The 19,121-nt window shown below is 73.1% G+C and carries 16 protein-coding genes; 10 read left to right on the top strand and 6 right to left on the bottom strand.

Translation table 11 applies throughout. The annotated features are described in order from the left end of the window. On the top strand, positions 1–132 hold a 132-nt coding region (locus ACYVLJ_RS19150), incomplete at its 5' end, for an integrase core domain-containing protein (protein ID WP_460439622.1). Here the strand turns inward: ACYVLJ_RS19150 and ACYVLJ_RS19145 are convergent. Then, positions 129–926: a hypothetical protein gene (locus ACYVLJ_RS19145; RefSeq protein ID WP_460439607.1), complete on the bottom strand. Its 798-nt coding sequence runs from the start codon at positions 924–926 to the stop codon at positions 129–131. The genes ACYVLJ_RS19150 and ACYVLJ_RS19145 overlap by 4 nt on opposite strands. 100 nt (positions 927–1,026) lie before the next feature. Between ACYVLJ_RS19145 and ACYVLJ_RS19140 the strand changes: the two genes are divergently transcribed. Next, on the top strand, positions 1,027–2,424 hold the full coding sequence (locus ACYVLJ_RS19140) for an ATP-binding protein (RefSeq protein WP_460439606.1): 1,398 nt from the start codon (positions 1,027–1,029) through the stop codon (positions 2,422–2,424). Next, on the top strand, positions 2,421–4,385 hold the full coding sequence (locus tag ACYVLJ_RS19135; RefSeq protein WP_460439605.1) for a vWA domain-containing protein: 1,965 nt from the start codon (positions 2,421–2,423) through the stop codon (positions 4,383–4,385). Before ACYVLJ_RS19140 ends, ACYVLJ_RS19135 begins: the two co-directional genes overlap by 4 nt. Before the next feature lie 135 nt (positions 4,386–4,520). Here the strand turns inward: ACYVLJ_RS19135 and ACYVLJ_RS19130 are convergent, their stop codons facing one another. Beyond that, on the bottom strand, positions 4,521–5,792 hold the full coding sequence (locus ACYVLJ_RS19130) for a hypothetical protein (protein WP_460439604.1): 1,272 nt from the start codon (positions 5,790–5,792) through the stop codon (positions 4,521–4,523). A 128-nt stretch (positions 5,793–5,920) separates the two neighbouring features. On the opposite strand from ACYVLJ_RS19130, the gene ACYVLJ_RS19125 reads away from it, so the two are divergent. Together ACYVLJ_RS19125 and mshC are read left to right on the top strand one after the other, a co-directional pair. Further along, positions 5,921–6,679 carry a MerR family transcriptional regulator gene (locus tag ACYVLJ_RS19125; RefSeq protein ID WP_460439603.1) on the top strand — a complete coding sequence of 253 codons (759 nt, stop codon included), beginning with the start codon at positions 5,921–5,923 and terminating at the stop codon, positions 6,677–6,679. A gap of 71 nt (positions 6,680–6,750) precedes the next feature. Further along, the gene (gene mshC / locus ACYVLJ_RS19120) at positions 6,751–7,989 is read left to right on the top strand and encodes a cysteine--1-D-myo-inosityl 2-amino-2-deoxy-alpha-D-glucopyranoside ligase (protein WP_460439602.1); all 1,239 of its coding nucleotides are present in this window, start codon (positions 6,751–6,753) and stop codon (positions 7,987–7,989) included. 46 nt (positions 7,990–8,035) lie between these two features. Here the strand turns inward: mshC and ACYVLJ_RS19115 are convergent, their stop codons facing one another. Both ACYVLJ_RS19115 and ACYVLJ_RS19110 read right to left on the bottom strand, forming a co-directional pair. After that, positions 8,036–9,664 carry an ABC-F family ATP-binding cassette domain-containing protein gene (locus ACYVLJ_RS19115; RefSeq protein ID WP_460439601.1) on the bottom strand — a complete coding sequence of 543 codons (1,629 nt, stop codon included), beginning with the start codon at positions 9,662–9,664 and terminating at the stop codon, positions 8,036–8,038. A 157-nt stretch (positions 9,665–9,821) separates the two neighbouring features. Continuing rightward, positions 9,822–10,298, bottom strand: a complete 477-nt coding sequence (locus ACYVLJ_RS19110; protein WP_451972543.1) for a MarR family winged helix-turn-helix transcriptional regulator — start codon at positions 10,296–10,298, stop codon at positions 9,822–9,824. Between the two features lie 146 nt (positions 10,299–10,444). On the opposite strand from ACYVLJ_RS19110, the gene ACYVLJ_RS19105 reads away from it, so the two are divergent. Genes ACYVLJ_RS19105 through ACYVLJ_RS19095 form a run of 3 tightly spaced genes read left to right on the top strand, consistent with a single transcriptional unit; the run spans position 10,445 to position 13,100 of the window. Next, positions 10,445–11,032 (top strand): ArsR/SmtB family transcription factor, encoded by a 588-nt coding sequence (locus tag ACYVLJ_RS19105; RefSeq protein WP_460439621.1) that lies wholly within the window; start codon positions 10,445–10,447, stop codon positions 11,030–11,032. Then, positions 11,029–12,303, top strand: a complete 1,275-nt coding sequence (locus tag ACYVLJ_RS19100) for an MFS transporter (RefSeq protein ID WP_460439600.1) — start codon at positions 11,029–11,031, stop codon at positions 12,301–12,303. The genes ACYVLJ_RS19105 and ACYVLJ_RS19100 overlap by 4 nt, the downstream gene beginning before the upstream one ends. Further along, a complete protein-coding gene (locus ACYVLJ_RS19095; protein WP_460439599.1) occupies positions 12,267–13,100 on the top strand; it encodes a metallophosphoesterase family protein in 834 nt (277 codons plus the stop codon). The genes ACYVLJ_RS19100 and ACYVLJ_RS19095 overlap by 37 nt, the downstream gene beginning before the upstream one ends. Here ACYVLJ_RS19095 and ACYVLJ_RS19090 read toward each other — a convergent pair. Further along, positions 13,095–13,640, bottom strand: a complete 546-nt coding sequence (locus ACYVLJ_RS19090; RefSeq protein ID WP_460439598.1) for a CGNR zinc finger domain-containing protein — start codon at positions 13,638–13,640, stop codon at positions 13,095–13,097. The genes ACYVLJ_RS19095 and ACYVLJ_RS19090 overlap by 6 nt on opposite strands. 38 nt (positions 13,641–13,678) lie before the next feature. Between ACYVLJ_RS19090 and ACYVLJ_RS19085 the strand changes: the two genes are divergently transcribed. Continuing rightward, positions 13,679–14,614: a phosphotriesterase family protein gene (locus ACYVLJ_RS19085; RefSeq protein ID WP_460439597.1), complete on the top strand. Its 936-nt coding sequence runs from the start codon at positions 13,679–13,681 to the stop codon at positions 14,612–14,614. Positions 14,615–14,618: 4 nt separating this feature from the next. Here ACYVLJ_RS19085 and ACYVLJ_RS19080 read toward each other — a convergent pair whose 3' ends face one another. Beyond that, positions 14,619–15,524, bottom strand: a complete 906-nt coding sequence (locus ACYVLJ_RS19080; protein ID WP_451972553.1) for a PAC2 family protein — start codon at positions 15,522–15,524, stop codon at positions 14,619–14,621. 38 nt (positions 15,525–15,562) lie between these two features. On the opposite strand from ACYVLJ_RS19080, the gene metH reads away from it, so the two are divergent. After that, the gene (gene metH, locus ACYVLJ_RS19075) at positions 15,563–19,117 is read left to right on the top strand and encodes a methionine synthase (RefSeq protein ID WP_460439596.1); all 3,555 of its coding nucleotides are present in this window, start codon (positions 15,563–15,565) and stop codon (positions 19,115–19,117) included. Positions 19,118–19,121: the final 4 nt, after the last annotated feature.

The following is a 19,121-nucleotide window of genomic DNA, read 5'->3' as shown; positions in this document are numbered from 1 at the left end:
CCCAGCGAACACGACCGCAGGTCAGCCCTGCCCGGGTGGCTGCACTTCTACAATCACCACCGACCCCACTCATCCGTCGGAGGCAAGACACCCATCACCCGGCTGACCAACCTCCCCGGACATCACAGCTAGCCTTCGCGGGCCGTCTGCTCGGCGAACACCCGCACGGCCTCGTTGACCGCCGCGCACCGGGCCGTTCGCACTGCGTCCGACAGGGGCCGTAACGCCTGAGCTCGCAACGTCGAAGCCGAAGCCGACAGCGCGCCGCCCGGGTCGTCCGAGGACGCGATCGTCAGGATCGCCGCGATCTCCTCGGCTCGTTGCAGCACCCGCAAGGCGCGCCCCGGGGTGCCGGCCGGCCAGTCGACGTCCGGCCGGGCCCGCAGGTGCGCCGACAGCTCCGCGCGGACTCCCGGGCGGTCGGAGGCGACGTCCAGGGTCTGCAGCGCGCCCGCGCTCGCGCGGATCGCGTCGGTCAGGCCGTGTTCGGCTTCGCCGAGGGCGACGAACTCCGGCGGCGCCGGCGAAGACAGGGCGTAGACCGTCCACCGGACCAGGCCCTCGGCGATCGGCTCCGGCACCAGGCCGAAGCCGAGGTCCGGCAGCACCACCGCGTCACCCGCGCGCAGCGCCGCCTCGGTGAACGGGCCACCGCCACCCAGGCCGCGGACGTCGCCCGGGACCGGGAGCACCAGCTGCATGCTTTTCGCTCCCTGCGAACGCAACGCCATCAGGAGCTGGACCGGCGTGGCCGCCCGGTTGAAGGCCAGCGGGAGCGCGAACGCGTCGGCCGCGGCCGCGTCGGCGGCGACCACGTCGTGGGCCTCACCCCACGCGAGCAGGGCGTCGAGCACATCGTCGGACGCCGCGGCTCCGTTCAGCCACGCGGAGGACCAGACGGCGAAAGTCGCACTGGGACGGCACACGACGCCCTATTTTACCGGCTCGTCCCGCGACGGCAGAGCGCGCCCACGCTGGAGTCGCTCCACATCGACGGGCCGCCGATCCGGCAGTAGCGTCGAACGGGTGAACGCAGTTCCAGACGCTCTTCCCCGCACCGCCGGGGCCCTGCGCGCGGCCGGGTACGAGCCGCGGCCCATCGCGCAAGAGATCCACGACAACCTCCTCGAAGCGCTCAAGAACGGCGAGGACGCCTGGCCCGGCATCGTCGGGTTCTCCCGCACCGTGCTGCCGCAGCTCGAACGCGCGCTGCTGGCCGGGCACGACGTCGTCCTGCTCGGCGAACGCGGTCAGGGCAAGACCCGCCTGCTGCGCACCCTCGCCGGCCTGCTCGACGAGTGGACGCCCGTCATCGAGGGCTCCGAGCTGGGCGAACACCCGCTGCAGCCGATCACGCCCGCGTCGCTCCGCCGCGCCGCCGAGCTCGGCGACGACCTGCCCGTGACGTGGCGCCACCGTTCCGAGCGCTACACCGAAAAGCTCGCCACGCCGGACACGTCGGTCGGCGACCTGATCGGCGACGTCGACCCGGTGAAGGTCGCCGAAGGCCGCAGCCTCGGCGACCCCGAGACCATCCACTTCGGCCTGGTCCCGCGCGCCCACCGCGGCATCGTCGCCATCAACGAGCTGCCCGACCTCGCCGAGCGCATCCAGGTCGCGCTGCTCAACGTGATGGAGGAGCGCGACATCCAGGTCCGCGGCTACACGCTGCGGCTGCCGCTGGACGTCCTGCTCGTCGCCACCGCCAACCCCGAGGACTACACCAACCGCGGCCGGATCATCACGCCGCTCAAGGACCGCTTCGGCGCGGAGATCCGCACCCACTACCCCCTGGACGTCGAGGCCGAGGTCGCCGTCGTCAAGCAGGAGGCGAACCTCGTCGCCGAAGTCGGCGAGCCGCTGCTGGAAGTCCTCGCCCGGTTCGTCCGGAACCTGCGCGACTCGCCGGTCATCGACCAGCGGTCCGGGGTGTCGGCGCGGTTCGCCGTCGCCGCCGCGGAGACCGTCGCGGCCGCGGCGCTGCGGCGCTCGGCGCTGACCGGGGAGCAGCCGGCCGTCGCGCGGCCGGTCGACCTCGACGCCGTCCCGTCGGTGCTGCGCGGCAAGATCGAGTTCGAGCCCGGCGAAGAAGGCCGCGAGATCGAGCACCTCGTGCACCTGCTGCGCCGGGCGATCGCCGAGACCGCCCGCGAGCGGTTCGCCGGGCTGGACCTGCGCCCGCTCACCGACGCCGTCGAGGAAGGGCACCTCGTAGCCACCGGCGAGCGCGTCCCGGCGAAGGAGGTGCTGGCCGCGCTACCGGAACTGCCGGTGCTGCACGAGGTCGCCTCGCGGGCCGGGGTCTCGGCCGACGAGCCCGCCGGCCGGATCGCGGCCGCCGTCGAGCTCGCCCTCGAATCGCTGTTCCTGGCGCGGCGACTGGCCAAGGACTCCGACGACGCGACGACCGTCTACGGCCGATGACCGCGGTCCCGCTTCCCGACGGCTACTCCTACGGCCCGTGGCACGACGGGCCGGACCCGCTCGCGCCGCCGGCCGACCTGCGTGACGCGCTCGACGAGATCGGCCGCGAAGTGATGGCCGGGTCGTCGCCGCGTTCGGCGCTGGAGGAACTCCTCCGGCGCGGCACCGACCGCACGTCGGGCCTGGACGAGCTGACCCGGCGCCTGTGGCAGCGCCGGTCGCAGATCCAGCGTCGCAACAACCTCGACGGCACCCTGCAGGAGGTCCAGCGCCTGCTTTCCGAAGCGTTGGAAGCCGAACGGCGCGAGCTCTTCCCGGACCCGGACGACGAAGCCCGGTTCCGGGAGGCGCAGCTGGACGCCCTGCCACCGGGTACGGCCGCGGCCGTGAACGAGCTGGCCGAGTACGACTGGCGTTCCGAGCAGGGCCGGGAGAACTACCAGAAGATCCGGGACCTCCTCGGCCAGGAGCTGATGGAGTCGCGGTTCCAGGGCATGAAGGAGGCGCTGCAGAACGCCGGGCCCGAGGACGTCGAGCGCATCAACGAGATGCTCTCGGACCTCAACGACCTCCTCGCGGCGCACGCCCAAGGCGCCCAGGACATCCAGGAGCGCTTCGACGACTTCATGGCGAAGCACGGCGAGTTCTTCCCGGAGAACCCGCGCAACGTCGAGGAGCTGATCGACGCGCTCGCCGCCCGGTCCGCGGCGGCCCAGCGGATGCTCAACTCGATGTCCGCCGAGCAGCGCGCCGAACTGGCCGAGCTGACCCAGCAGGCGTTCGGCGACCCGCGGCTCGCCCAGCAACTGTCCCAATTGGACGCCCAGCTGCGCGCGGCGCGGCCGGGCGAGGACTGGACCGGCTCGGAACGCTTCCGCGGCAAGAACCCGCTGGGCATGGGCGAAGGCGCCCAGGCGATGGCGGACCTCGCCGAGCTGGACGCGCTGGCCGAGCAGCTCGGCCAGTCGTACCCGGGCGCCCGGCTGGAGGACATCGACCTGGAGGCACTCGAACGCCAGCTGGGCAAGGACGCCGGGGTCGACGCCCGGCGACTGTCCGAACTGGAGCGTGAGCTGCGCCGCCAGGGCCTGTTCGAGCGCGCCGCCGACGGGTCGCTCCGGTTGTCTCCCAAGGCGTTGCGGCGCCTGGGCGAGACGGCGCTGTCCGACATCGTGAACGCGCTGCGCGGCAAGACCGGCGAGCGCGAGACCGAGTCGGCGGGCGCGGCGGGTGAGCCGACGGGCGCGTCCCGGCCGTGGCGGTTCGGGGACATGCAGCCGTGGGACGTGCCCCGGACGATCCGCAACGCCGTCCTGCGGTCGGTGGCGGTGGGGGAGCGCTCGGTGCGGCTGGACGTCGAGGACGTCGAAGTGGTCGAGACGGAGCACCGCTCACGGGCGGCGGTCGCGCTGCTGGTGGACACGTCGTGGTCGATGGTGCAGGAGGGCCGCTGGCTGCCGATGAAGCGCACGGCGCTCGCGCTGCACCAGCTGATCAGCACGCGGTTCCGCAACGACGCGCTGCAGCTGATCACCTTCGGCCGGTACGCGATGTCGGTGGAGCTGCCCGAGCTGATCGGGTTGGAGGGCGCGTGGGAGCAGGGCACGAACGCCCACCACGGGCTGCTGCTGGCCGGGCAGCACCTGCGCCGCCACCCGGACGCGCAGCCGGTGGTCCTGATGGTCACCGACGGCGAGCCGACGGCCCACCTGGAACCGGACGGCGAGGCGGTCTTCGACTACCCGCCCCAGCCGGTGACCCTCCACAAGACACTGTCCGAAGTGGACCGCCTGGCCAAGCTGGGCGCGTCGGTCTCGGTGTTCCGCCTGGGCGACGACCCCCGGCTGACGGCGTTCGTCGACGTGATCGCCCGCCGCTCGGGCGGCCGCGTGATCGCCCCGGACCTGGACGGCCTGGGCGCGGCGGTGGTCGGGGACTACCTGCGGACGCGCCGCCGCTGACCCGCGGCAGGGCGGCTCGGGCGGGCTGACCTCGCGGCCGCCGTGCCAGCCCGGGCAGGCTGGCCCCGCGGCCGATGTGGCAGTCCGGGCAGGCTCAGCCGGGTGCCGTGCGCCCTGTAGCCGGGGGCGGCTCGGTCAACCGGCCCGGGACAGGGCCCGCGCCGCCCGGTAGCGGGACCGGGCTGCCTGGGCGATGTCCTCGTGCCCGGCCGGCAGGTACGCATGGTGGTCCGCCAGCACCTCCAGGCCGAGCGTCCGGGCCTGGGTGAGTGCGCCCGCCTCCACCAGCGCGTCGACCGCGCGTCGGCGCATGCGCAGGATGCGGGGGAGGCGGGGCGCTATCTCCGCTGTCGGCAGGGCTCGGAAGTGGCGCCACAGCGCGGCCGCGTGGTCGACGAGGTCCGCCGCCGGCAGGGCCGTCTCGACCACCGTGAACGCCCGGTCCAGGGCCGGTCCGAGGCGGTCCTCCGCGTGCAGCCGGCCCAGCACCGCCCGCTGCGTCAGGCGGTGCATCACGACCACACCGCCGCGGAACTCCGCGAGCGAGGCGTCCGCGAGCCCCGCGAGGGCCGCGTCGACCGCGACCGGGTCGGGCCCGACGCGGTGCGCCAGCTCGCGGCGCGTGCCCTGCGAAGCCAGCACCGCCAGCAACTCGGCGGCGACCAGCGCCCGGCTGTCCCGGGCCGCCACCATCCGGAGCGCCGCGAGCGTCGTGTCTTCGACGGCCGCCGGGTGGGCCTCGCCCGGCTCCCGTTCCAGCGGCGGCGTGTGCGGCAGCCGCTCGAGGTAGCCCGCGACGCCGTGGCGCCGGATCACCGCGCCCGCCTGGGCCAGCGCCAGCGGCAGGAAACCCAGCTCCCGGGCCACCTCCGGCGCGGCCTCGCCCGCTCGGGCGACCAGGAACCGGGCCGCCTCGGCCTCCTCGAACCCGCCGACGGGGACCGTGCCGCCGAGGACCTCGAAGTCCGGCACGCGAGTGGTGACGAGCACCCGCGCCCGGGCGGGCAGCCAGCGGTTGAGCGCGTCCGGGTCGGTCGCGCCGTCGAAGACCACGATCGCGTCGTCGAGGGCGTCGATCGACGCCAAGCCGGCGCGGGCGGCGTTCGCCGGGTCCGCGACCCAGACCACCGGAGCCCGGCTCTCGCGGGCGAACGCGGCGGCCAGGTGGGTCTTGCCCGCGCCGCTCCCGCCGAGCAGGACGCAGAACCGGCCGGCGGCGAAGGTCTTCTCGATCCGCGCCAGCGGCGCGTCGCGGCGCACGGCCGACAGGGGTGCGTGGGGCACGTCACCGAGCACCGCCCTCGCCTCGGAACCCGGCGGTTTCCGCCGCCGCCGCACGACGACCCAGACGGCCGTGACCAGCGCGATCACGGCGATCGCACCGCCCACCGCGACCTCCGCCCTCATCGAGCCAGGCTAACCGCGCTCGCCGGGTCGCGACGGCTACGGAAGGGTGACACTTGACCCTCACGTCGCGTGAGGCACGAGCGTGGTCCCCGCAAGGGCCACACCGGCCGGGACGAGGAGGGGGAACGATGGGGCATCCCGTGGGCAAGGTCGCCGCCCTGGCCGGGGTCACCGTCCGGACGCTGCACCACTACGACGAGATCGGCCTGCTCAGCCCGAGCGGCCGGACGCACGCCGGGTACCGCAGTTACGACGACGAGGACCTCGACCGGCTGCAGCGCATCCTGTTCTACCGGGAGCTCGGGTTCCCCCTCGAGACGATCGCGACCCTCGTGGACGACCCGGGCATCGACGCCGAAGCGCACCTGAAGAGGCAGCGGGAGCTGCTGGTGGCGCGGATGGGCGAGCTCGGGCGGATGGTCGCGGCCGTCGATCGCGTGATGGAGGCGAGAGCCATGGGCAACGCACTGACGCCCGAGGAGAAGTTCGAGGTGTTCGGCGGGTTCCGCGAGCCGGAGGGCTACGCGGAGGAGGCCGCACGGCGGTGGGGGCACACGCCCGAATGGCGGGGCGCGGCGGCACCGTCCAAGGAGGACCTGGCGGCCGGGGAAGCCGTCCGCCGGGACTGGGTCCGCCGGCTGCGGGCCGTCCTGGACGCGGGCGGCGCCCCGGACGGCTCCGAGGCGATGGACCTGGCCGAGGAGCACCGGGCGATGCTCGCCCGCGTGATGGGCGAGTGCTCGTACGAGACGCAGCAGCGGATCGGTGAGCTCTACGTCACCGAGCCGGTGCAGCTCGGCTTCCTCGTCCGGGAGGACGAGCAGCGGCCGGGCGTCGCGGAATTCGTCCGTGACGCGATCAAGGCGAACGCCGGACGCCGGGCGTAGCCGCTGCTCCACGTGGGGGAGGAGTCCCACCGGGCGGGAGGGCGCCGGAGCGAGCGCTTACAGTCGGGGGTATGCAGACTTGGTCATCGGTCGACGTGCCCCGCATCCCCGGCACCCCCCGCCCGCTGCGGCTCCACGACACGGCCACCGGGCAGATCCGCCCGACCGCTCCTGGAGCCACCGCCCGGATGTACGTCTGCGGCATCACGCCCTACGACGCGACGCACCTGGGGCACGCCGCGACGTACCTGGCCTTCGACCTGGTGAACCGCGTGTGGCGGGACAACGGGCACGACGTCCACTACGTGCAGAACGTCACCGACATCGACGAGCCGCTGCTGGAGCGTGCCGAGCGGGACAAGGATGACTGGGTCGTGCTGGGCATGCGCGAGACGGCGCTGTTCCGCGAGGACATGACCGCGCTGCGCGTGCTGCCGCCGAAGCAGTTCGTCGGCGCGGTGGAGAGCATCCCGGAGATCGTCGAGGTCATCGCGAAGCTGCTGGCCAACGGCGCCGCCTACCGCGCGGACGACCCGGAGTTCCCGGACGTCTACTTCGACCACACGGCGACGGGCAAGTTCGGCTACGAGTCGAACTACGACGAGCCCACCATGCGGAAGTTCTTCGCCGAACGCGGCGGGGACCCCGACCGCGCCGGCAAGCGCCACCCGCTGGACGCGCTGCTGTGGCGCGTGGCGCGCGAGGGCGAGCCGTCGTGGGAGTCCGAGCTCGGCCCGGGCCGCCCGGGCTGGCACATCGAGTGCAGCGCGATCGCGGTCAACCGGCTCGGCCTCGGGTTCGACCTGCAGGGCGGCGGCTCGGACCTGATCTTCCCGCACCACGAGTACAGCGCCGCGCACGCCGAAGCCGTCGCCAAGGACGGGCCGTTCGCCCGCCACTACGTCCACGCCGGGATGATCGGCCTCGACGGCGAGAAGATGTCGAAGTCGCGCGGGAACCTGGTGTTCGTCTCGCGGCTGCGGGCCGACCAGGTCGACCCGGGCGCGATCCGGCTGGCGCTGTTCGCCGGCCACTACCGCGCGGACCGCCCGTGGACGGACACGCTCCTCGCGGAAGCCGAGACGCGGCTGGCGCGCTGGCGCGAAGCCGTCGCGCTGCCTGCCGGCCCGTCGGCCGAGGACACGGTCTCGCGGCTGCGCGACCACCTCTCCGACGACCTCGACACGCCGAAGGCCCTCGCCGCGATCGACGCGTGGGCGAGCGAGGCCCTGCGCCGCGACGGCACGGACGCCACCGCGCCCGGCCTCGTCCGCATCGCGGTCGACGCCCTCCTCGGCATCACCCTCTGACGACACGGGCGGAGCTTTCCCGCGAAAGCTCCGCCCGTATAACGGCCTATACCGTGGCCGGCCGGCCGGCGGCCAGTTCCAGGCGGTCGCCTGACCAGTCCCGGCGCAGCCACCGGTCATGGGACGCGATGACGACCGCGCCCGGCGCCGTTTCCAGCGCCGCGAACAATTCTTCCGCCAGGGTCAGCGAAATGTGGTTCGTCGGCTCGTCCAGCAGGAGCACGTCCGGTGGCTCGGCGAGCAGGATCGCCAGCGCCAGCCGTCGCCGCTGACCGACCGAGAGCGCCCCGACGGGCTGCCGGAGATCCCGGGACGCCAGCAGGCCCAGGTGGCCCAGCGGGGGAGCGTCCTCGCCCAGCGTGTCCCGGTACACCCGCGCGGCCGTGCGCTCCGGTGAGGCGAACACGACGTCCTGTTCCAGCAGCCCGACCCGGACGCCGGGTCCGAAGTGGACCGTGCCCTTCGCGGGCGTGAGCCGGCCGGCCAGGACCGACAGCAGCGTCGACTTCCCGGCGCCGTTGCCGCCGGTGACGAGCAGCCGGGCCGAGCCGCCGACGTCGAGGCGGGGCAACCGGAGCCGTCCGGGGACGTCGAGGTCGCGCACCGAGATCGCCGGGCCGTCGCCCGTCGCGCGGCCGGTCAGCTCGGCCCGGAACTTCAGCGGTGCGGGGGGTTTGCGGACCTGGTCGCGTTCGAGGTTCTCCAGCCGCTGCTCGGCGTCGCGCACCCGCCGCGAGATCGTCTTCTGGACGCGGGCGCCCTTGAAGTGGTGGATGAACTTGTCGTTGTCGCGCGGGCCGCGGCCGTAGGCGACGTTCCGCGCCGTGACCGCGACGGTCTCGCGAAGCTCCTTCAGCTCCTCCTGTTCTTCGGCGAAGCGCTGTTCCCAGCGTGCCCGCTCGGCCTTCTTGTGCCCGAGGTAGTCGGTGTAGCTGCCGCCGTAGCGGACCGCGCCGCCGGCCTGCCGGTCGGCCGCGGCCGGGTCGAGGTCGACGATGTCGGTGCAGACGGCGTCGAGGAACACCCGGTCGTGCGACGACAACACCACGATCCCGGTCAGCTCGGTGAGGTGGCGTTCCAGGAACGCCATCGCGGCGTCGTCGAGGTGGTTGGTCGGCTCGTCGAGCAGCAGCGTCTCCGGTTGCCGGACCAGCAGGGCGGCCAGGCCGAGCCGGGACCGCTGGCCGCCGGACAGCGTCCCGAGCCGCCGGCCCGGGTCGACGCCGCCGAGGCCGAGCCCGTCGCAGACGAGCTTCGCGCGCCGGTCGGCGTCCCAGAGGTCGTGGGCCTGGGCCCACTCCAGTACCCGGCCGTACTCCTCGAGCACGGCCTCGTCGTCCGGCCGGTCGGTCATCGCGGCGGTCAGCTCGTCGAGCCGGGCCGCGGCGGCACGGATGTCGGCGAGCGCGTCGTCGAGGACGTCCGCGAACGCCGCGTCCAGACCGAACGGCAGCTCCTGGAGCAGGAATCCCACGTCCGGGCCGCGGAGGACCTCGCCGGAGCGGGGTTCTTCGAGCCCGGCGAGCAGCCGCAGCAGCGTGGACTTGCCGGTGCCGTTCTCGCCGACGAGGCCGAGCCGTTGCCCGGCCGAGGCGGTCAGCGAGACGCCGTCGAGGACGACGCGGGTGCCGTAGCCGAAGACGACGTCCTTGGCCTGCAAGGGAAAGAGAGACATTGCGCATCACCGGGCCCGGATGGGAAGAAGCGGAAATCCCGCCGGGCGTCGTGGCACGCGGGAGCGTCGGCTCGACCGGGTGCCGCCTCGGAAGCGGGATGGGCGCGGTTCAGTTCCTCATAGTGCGGTCCAGTTAACGCAACATCAGTAGAGTTAGTCAACTGGTTATGGCCTGGGTCACATCCGGCAGCTGACCCGTCGACCGTTCGGCCGCCGCGGTGCCGTCCGTCAGGAACTCCAGCAACGCCGTGAGCTGACGGCGGTCCAGCCGGGCGAGCCGCTCCCCGACGAACCGGGCCATCGGCGCGTACAGCTCGGCGAGCTCGGCCATCCGGTCGGGCAGCGGGCGGACGACGAGCCGGCGCCGGTCGGCCGGATCCGGCGCGCGCTCGGCGAGCCGGTGCCGCTGCATGCGGTCGAGGAGTCGCGTGAACGCGCCGGTGGACATCCCCAGCAGCCGGGCCAGCTCGGTCGGGGAGTCGCTGACCCCGCCGTGGAGCAGGTGCAGGCAGTGCAGCTCGGTCGGGGTGACGGCCATCCGCTCGGCGACCGCGGCGTGGAAGAGCGCGGTCGAGCCCACGAACCGGGGGAGGGCGAGGGCGGCGGCGGTGGCGAGTTCGCGCTGGTCGGGCAACGTCCATCCAAGGTCGGGTCACGGGGCAGTCACTGCCTTGTGCAGTCACTGCCCCGCGAACGATAGCGGATCGCCTTGACAAACCCGCAGGCGGGATCAACTATGAAGGAAACCTTTCGAAATGACTCTTTCAGATTGGCGGGATGATGGCCGAGCTGCCGCCGCGCAGGCGGATCGAGGACGTCGAGCTGCTGCGGGCGCTGTCCCACCCGCTGCGCTCGGCCCTGCTGCACCACCTGACGGCCGTGGGCCCGCGCACCGCGAGCGAGTGCGCCGACGCGGTCGGCTCGACCGCGTCCAACTGCAGCTGGCACCTGCGCCAGCTCGCGCAGTACGGGCTGGTCGAGCGGGCCGAGGGGGAGGACGGCCGCGAACGGCCGTGGCGCGCCCGGCAGGTCGGGCTCGACCTGGGCGACATCGCCGACGACCCGGTCCGCCGGGCGGCCCAGCTCGGGGTGGTCGGCGCGACGCTGGCCAACGAGCAGGAGCTGACCCAGCGGTACCTCGACTCGATGGACGACCTGGACCCGGCCTGGCGGGCGGCGGCCGGGCTCACCTCGTACTCGCTGCGGGTCACGCCCGCGGAACTGACCCGCCTCACGGACGCCATCGACGCGCTGGTCCGGCCCTACGTCGGGGCCATCCGGGCCGACGCCCCGGCCGGCGCCCGCCCGGTGCACGTCGGCCTGCGGGCGTTCCCGCGCATCGAGCACTCGGGGAAGGCGGAGGAATGAAGCAGCTGCTGGGGGTGCCGGCCTTCGCCCGGCTGTGGGTGGCCGCGTTCTTCGGCGAGACGGCCGAGTGGATGCTGCAGGTGGCGTTGCCGGTCTACGTCTTCCAGCGCACCGGCTCCGCCGCGACGACGGCGCTCAGCATCGTCCTGGGCCTGCTGCCCGCGGTGCTGCTGAGCCCGGTGGCCGGCGTGGTCGCCGACCGCTGGAACCGCCGCGCGGTGCTGTTCGGCGTCTGCTGCGGCCTCGCGGTCGTGGCGCTGCCGCTGCTGGCCGAGCCGGACGTCGTCGTGGTGTACGCGGTGATGGCCGCGCAGGCGGCGCTCGCGTCGGTGTTCGAACCGGCGCGGAACGCGCTGGTGCCGGAGCTGGTCGGCGTCGCGGAGGTGACCGGGGCGAACGGCCTGATGAGCGTCAACGGCAGCGTCGCGCGGCTGGCCGGCGGCTGGGCCGGCGGGGCGCTGCTCGGTTTCGGCGGGCTCACGGACGTCATCACGGGCTACCTGGCCGTGCTGGTGGTCGCGACGGCACTGCTCGCGAAGCCGTTCCGGCGGGTGTCTGCGCCCGTGCCGGTGAGTGAGCGCGAACCGGTGGTGCGGGCCTGGCTCGACGGGCTGCGGGAGCTGGCGGGCAACCGCCGGCTGCGGCGGACCGGGCTCGCGCTGGTCTTCACCTCGCTGGCCCAGGGCATGTTCCTGGTGCTGTTCGTGGTCTACGTCCTGGACGTGCTGGGCGGCAGCGAAGCCGACGCGGGCCTGCTGCGCGGCGTCCAGGCGATCGGTGGCCTGGCCGCCGGGTTCGCGCTGGCGACCGTGGCGCGCCGGGTGGCCCCGGCGGCCCTGCTGGGCTGGGGCTCGGTCGCGCTGGGCGTGCTGTCCGCGGTGATCTGGAACCTCGCCTTCGTGACGACCTCGCTCGGCCTGTACGTCGGCCTGTTCGTCCTGGCCGGCGCGCCCGGCGTGGTCGTCGGCGCCGGGGTGCTGTCGGAGATCCAGAGCGCGGTCGCGCCGGAGCGGGCCGGCCGGGTGCTGAGCACGACGTTCGCCGCGATCGCCACGTTCACGACGGTCGGCGCCCTGCTGGCGGGCACGCTGGTCGCGACGACCGGGCCGGCCGTGCTGCTGAACGTCCAGGCCGGCGTCTACGTCTTCGCCGGGGCCGTGGCACTGGTCCGGAAATCGCCCAGGATCCGGAGGTTTCGCGAAGATCCCCGGGAGCCGGTGGTTACGGTGGAGGGGTGCCGCACCTCTTCGCCACCAGCGACCTCCACGTGACCCACGAGGGCAACGGCCCGATCCTCGACTCGGTCGTCCCGGAGACCCCCGAGGACTGGCTGCTCGTGGCGGGGGACGTCGCCGAGCGGGCCGAAGCGACCATCGGGACCTTGAAGACGCTGCGCGAGCGGTTCGCGAAGGTCGTCTGGGTGCCCGGCAACCACGAGCTGTGGACGACGCACAACGACCCCTGCCAGCTGCGGGGCCAGGCCCGGTACGAGTACCTCGTCGAGCAGTGCCGCGAGATCGGCGTGCTGACGCCGGAAGACGAGTTCCCCGTGTGGGAGTACGGTCCGCGGCCGCTGACGATCGCGCCGCTGTTCCTGCTCTACGACTACAGCTGGCGGACGCCGGAGGCCGAGGGGCACTCGCTGGAGGAGGCGCTTCGCCAGGCACGGGCCGCCGGGGTCGTCTGCACGGACGAGTACTTCCTGCACCCGGACCCGTACCCGAGCCGGCAGGCGTGGTGCGAAGACCGCCTCAAGATCAGCACCGGGCGGCTCGATGCGATCCCCGAGGACCACGGCACGATCCTGATGTCGCACTGGCCGCTGCACCGCCACCCGACCGCGCCGCTGTACTGGCCGGAGTTCGCGCTGTGGTGCGGCACCACGAAGACCGAGGACTGGCACCTGCGCTACCGCGCGGAGATCGCCGTCTACGGCCACCTGCACATCCCGCGCACGACCGAGGCCGACGGCGTCCGCTTCGAAGAGGTGTCGCTGGGGTATCCGCGCGAATGGCGGAAGCGGGCGCGGGGCGCGGTGCCGATGCGCCGGATCCTCTGGCCGTCATGACCCGGCGCGCCGCCGCTCCCTGAGCGCGCGTACCCGGCCCCGGCTGGCGCAGGCGGGGGAGGGACACCACCGCCGCCGGCCGCCCGGGTCGGCGAACACGCCCCGGCAGTCCTGCTCGGGGCAGGCTCGCAGGTCGTGCCGCAGCGGCCCGGTGAGCCAGTCGGCCGCCTGGTGCGCGAGCCGCGCGAACGCCGCGTCCGCGGTCGGCGGGGCGCTGCGGTGCAGCCGGTCGAGGGCGGTCAGGTGAACGGGTTCGGCGGTGAGGAACGCCGTCAGCTGGCCGACCTGGCCGGCTGTCGGTGCGACGCCGTCGACCGAGCCCAGCGCGAGTGCACGGAGCACTTCTCTCAGTCGGTGGGCCGTGGGGACGTCGGCGGACGTGACCTGCGCCAGCGGGGTCAGGTCGACCCGAGTCAGCCAGTCGCGCAGCCGTTCGGCGGTCGGAATCCGCTCGACCGGCCGCGGCCCGAAGTGCCGGCCGCGCGTGGCGAGCAGGTTCAACCAGGGCGCCCCCATGTCGAGGCGGAACTCTTCGGGCACCTCGCCATCGTAACGGGTGAAGCGTTACACTCGGCGGCGTGACTGGGGACCCGCGGGTGCGGACGGTGCTGGGCGACATCGATCCGGCCGAACTGGGCGTGACGGACTCGCACGACCACCTGTTCTTCGCCTCGAAGCTGCTACCGGGTCAAGAGCTGGACGACCCGGCCGCGGCCGCCCGCACGCTCCTCGACTTCAAGGCGCGTGGTGGCTCGGCGCTCGTCCAGTGGACGCCGTACGGCCTCACCCGGCGGACCCGGGAACTCGCCAGGATGTCGGGCGAAATCGGCGTCCACGTCGTCGCGGCCACCGGCCTGCACCGCGCGGAGCACTACGCGCCGGCGACCCTCGCCCGGGTCGTGGACGGCCTGGTGCCGGAGTTCGTCGCCGACCTGACCGAGGGCACCCAGCCCGCCGACCTGCCCGACGAGCCGCGGACCGGCCCGCGCGCCGGGCTGGTCAAGGTGGCCGGCGCGTTCCACACGATCGACTCGCACGCGCGGCTGACGATGACCGCCGCCGCGATCGCCCACCAGGAGACCGGCGCGCCGATCGCCGTGCACCTCGAACTCGGCACGGCGGCCCTGGAAACCGTGGAGCTGCTGTGCGGAAAGCTCGACGTGCCCCCGGACCGGGTGATCCTCGGGCACCTCAACCGCAACCCGGACCCCCGGATCCAGCGGGAGACCGCCGAAACCGGCGTGTTCCTCGGGTTCGACGGCCCTTCGCGGGCCAACCACGCCACCGACTGGCGGCTGTTCGACGGGCTGGAAGCCCTGGTCGAAGCCGGGCACGGCGGCCGGATCCTGCTGGGCGGCGACACGACGACCGCCGCCGCGCGCGACCAGCCGGGCGCGTCCTACCTGCTCACGACGCTGGCGCCGCGGCTGACGAAGCTGCTCGGCGGCGACGTCGTCACCGCCATGCTGGTGGCGAACCCCGCCCGGGCGTTCGCCACCAGCTGGCTGAAGTAGCCCCTCAGCGCAGGCCGAAGCCTTCCTGTCCGCCGCCTCGGCCGCGGCGGCGCAGGTACCGCTCGAACTCGGCGGCGATCTTGTCGCCGCTGACCTCCTCGGGCACGACCTCGCTCTGCGCGTCGCCGCGCTCTTCGAGGCCGCGGACGTACTCGCTGATCTCTTCGTCCTCGTCGGCCATCTCGCTGACCGTGCGCTGCCACTCCTCGGACTGCTCGGGCAGCGCGCCCAGCGGGATCTCGACGTCGAGGATGTCCTCGAGCTTGTGCAGCAGCGCCAGCGTCGCCTTCGGGGACGGCGGGTGCGACACGTAGTGCGGCACCGCGGCCCAGATCGAGACGGCCGGGATGCCCGCCTGCACGCAGTAGTCCTGCAGGATCCCGACGATGCCGGTCGGGCCCTGGTAGTTGTTCAGGTCCAGCCCGTAGAGCGACGCGGTGTCCTTGTCGTACGCCGTCCCGGTCACCGGGACCGGCCGGGTGTGCGCGGTGTCGGCGAGCAGCGCACCGAGCGTCACGACCGTGGCGACGTCGAGCTGCTTGATGTGCTCCAGCAGTTCCGCGCAGAACGCCCGCCAGCGCATGTTCGGCTCGGGGCCCTGCACGAGCACGACGTCGCGGTCGAACCCGGCCGGGCGGCACACGGACAGCGTGGTCGTCGGCCAGTCCACCCGGCGAGTGACACCGTCCACCATCCGGACGGTCGGGCGGCTGACCTGGAAGTCGTAGTAGTCGTCGGGCTCCAGTTCGGCCAGTGGCGTCGCGTCCCAGTTCAGCTGGAGGTGCTCGACGGCGCGGCTGGCCGCGTCACCGGCGTCGTTCCAGCCTTCGAAGGCGACCACCATCAGCGGCCGGGTGGGTTCGGGGCGGTCGCCGGGCGGCCGCGGGGTCTCGTCGACGGGCTCACTCACCAACCCAGCCTACGACCACCGGCCTTACGCTGTTCAGCATGTCCGACCGCCTGTCGTCGTCCTTCCTCGAAGCCCTCCGCTCGCGCGTCCTGGTGGCCGACGGGGCCATGGGCACGGCGCTGCAGGCCCACGACCTGAGCCTGGACGACTTCGACGGCCTCGAAGGCTGCAACGAGATCCTCAACGTCACCCGCCCGGACGTGGTCCGCTCGGTCCACCGCGGGTACCTGGAGGCGGGGGCGGACGCCGTCGAAACCAACACTTTCGGGGCCAATTTCGCCAACTTCGCCGAGTACGACATCACCGAGCGGATCTTCGAGCTCGCCGAGGCGGGCGCGCGGCTGGCCCGCGAGACCGCCGACGAGTTCGGGACGCCGGACCGCCCGCGGTTCGTGCTCGGCTCGGTCGGCCCGGGCACGAAGCTGCCGACGCTCGGCCACGCGCCGTTCACCACGCTGCGTGACGCCTACCGCGAAGAGGTACGCGGCCTGCTGGCCGGCGGCGTGGACGCGGTGATCGTCGAGACCACTCAGGACATCCTCCAGACGAAGGCGTCGATCATCGGCGCGAAACGGGCGATGGCCGCCGAAGGCCGGTCCGTGCCGATCCTCGCGTCGATCACCGTCGAGACGACCGGGACCATGCTGCTCGGCACCGAGGTCGGCGCCGCACTGGCCGCGCTGGAGCCGCTCGGCATCGACCTGATCGGGCTCAACTGCGCCACCGGCCCGGCCGAGATGAGCGAGCACCTGCGGCAGCTGGCCAAGCACGCCCGGGTGCCGCTGTCGGTGATGCCGAACGCCGGCCTGCCGGAGCTGGGCCCGGACGGCGCGGTCTACCCGCTCGGCCCGGAGGCGCTGGTCGAGGCGCTGACCGGGTTCGTCCGCGAGTTCGGCGTGGGCCTGGTCGGCGGCTGCTGCGGCACGACCGACGAGCACATCCGGCAGCTCGCCGCGGCCGTCGCCGAAACCGCGCCCGTGCCCCGGCGGCCACGTCCCGAGCCCGGCGTGTCGTCGCTCTACCAGGCGGTGCCGTTCAAACAGGACGCCAGCGTGCTGATGATCGGCGAGCGGACCAACGCGAACGGCTCCAAGGCGTTCCGCACCGCGATGCTGGAGGGCCGGTGGGACGACTGCGTCGAGATCGCCCGCGAGCAGACCCGCGACGGCGCCCACCTGCTCGACCTGTGCGTCGACTACGTCGGCCGCGACGGCACCGCGGACATGGCCGAGCTGGCCGGCCGCCTCGCCACGGCGTCGACGCTGCCGATCATGCTCGACTCCACCGAAGTGGCCGTCTTGAAGGCGGGGCTGGAGCGGCTCGGCGGCCGCTGCGCGGTCAACTCGGTCAACTACGAGGACGGCGACGGCCCGGAGTCGCGGTTCACGCAGGTCATGGACCTGGTCAGCGAGTACGGTGCCGCGGTCGTCGCCCTGACCATCGACGAAGAAGGCCAGGCGCGAACCGCGCACAAGAAGGCCGACATCGCCACCCGGCTGATCGGCGACATCACCGGCAAGTGGGGCCTGCGGACCTCCGACGTCATCATCGACGCCCTGACCTTCACCATCGCCACCGGCCAGGAGGAGTCGCGCCGCGACGGCATCGAGACCATCGAGGCGATCCGCGAGATCAAACGGCGGCATCCCGAGGTCCAGACCACGCTCGGCCTGTCCAACATCTCCTTCGGCCTCAACCAGGCCGCGCGGCAGGTGCTGAACTCCGTGTTCCTGCACGAATGCGTCCAGGCCGGGCTGGACACGGCGATCGTGCACGCGTCGAAGATCCTGCCGATGGCCCGGATCCCGGACGACCAGCGCGCGGTGGCCCTCGACTTGGTCTACGACCGCCGCCGCGAAGGCTACGACCCGCTGCAGGAGCTGATGGCCCTGTTCGAGGGCGTCAGCGCGGCGTCGTCGAAGGCGTCCCGCGCCGAGGAGCTGGCGGCCCTGCCGCTGTTCGAGCGCCTCGAGCGCCGGATCGTCGACGGCGAGCGCAACGGCCTCGCCGACGACCTCGACGCGGCCCTCGAGCAACGGCCCGCGCTGCAGATCATCAACGACACGCTGCTGTCCGGCATGAAGACCGTCGGCGAGCTGTTCGGGTCCGGCCAGATGCAGCTGCCGTTCGTGCTGCAGGCCGCCGAAGTCATGAAGGCCGCCGTCGCGCACCTCGAGCCGCACATGGAGTCCGGCGACGAGTCCGGCAAGGGCCGGATCGTGCTGGCCACCGTCCGCGGCGACGTGCACGACATCGGCAAGAACCTCGTCGACATCATCCTGTCCAACAACGGGTACGAGGTCGTCAACCTCGGCATCAAGCAGCCGATCACGACCATCCTCGACGCCGCCGACGAGCACGGCGCCGACGCGATCGGGATGTCCGGGCTGCTGGTCAAGTCCACGGTGATCATGAAGGAGAACCTCCAGGAGATGAACTCCCGGGGCGTCGCCGCGCGCTGGCCGGTGCTGCTCGGCGGCGCGGCGCTGACCCGGTCCTACGTCGAGAACGACCTCAGCGAGCTGTACCTCGGCGACGTCCGCTACGCCCGTGACGCCTTCGAGGGACTGCGGCTGATGGACGCGGTCATGGCCGCCAAGCGCGGGGAGTCGCCCCTCGTCGACGCCGACGCGGAGAAGAAGCGCGCCGAGCGCAAGGAACGCCGCGAACGCTCACTGCGCATCGCCGAGGCGCGGAAAGCCCGCAAGGCCGAGGAAGAAGCGCTCGAAGGGCCGCCACCCGCGCGGTCGGACGTCGCCACCGACGTCCCGCTGCCGACCCCGCCGTTCTGGGGCAGCCGCGTGGTCAAGGGCGTCGCGCTCGCCGACTACGCCGCGATGCTGGACGAGCGCGCGACCTTCATGGGCCAGTGGGGCCTCAAGGGTGCGCGCGGCGGCGCCGGGCCGACGTACGACGAACTCGTCGAGTCCGAGGGCCGGCCGCGGCTGCGGTACTGGCTCGACCGGCTGACCGCGGACGGCGTCCTGGCGCACGCGGCGGTCGTCTACGGCTACTTCCCGTGCGTCGCCGAGGGCGACGACCTGGTCGTGCTCACCGAGCCGTCGCTCGACGCGCCCGAGCGGGTGCGCTTCACCTTCCCGCGCCAGCGCCGCGACCGGCGGCTCTGCCTGGCCGACTTCTACCGGCCGCGCGAGGCGGGCGAGGTCGACGTCGTGCCGTTCACCGTGGTCACCATGGGACAGCCGATCGCCGACTACGCCAACGAGCTGTTCGCCGCGAACGCCTACCGCGACTACCTCGAGGTGCACGGCCTCGGCGTCCAGCTCACCGAGGCACTCGCCGAGTACTGGCACCGCCGCATCCGGCAGGAGCTGACCTTCCCCGGCGGTGTGGCGGTCGCCTCAGAGGACCCGGACGACGTCGAGGACTTCTTCAAGCTCGGCTACCGTGGAGCACGGTTCTCACTGGGCTACGGCGCCTGTCCCGATCTCGAGGACCGGGCGAAGATCGTCGCGCTCCTCGAGCCGGGCCGCATCGGCGTGAAGCTGTCCGAGGAGTACCAGCTGCACCCCGAGCAGTCGACCGACGCGATCGTCTGCCACCACCCGGAAGCCAAGTACTTCAACACCTGAGGGA

Source organism: Amycolatopsis stemonae (assembly GCF_054781455.1).
This window is presented reverse-complemented; position numbering and strand designations above follow the sequence as displayed.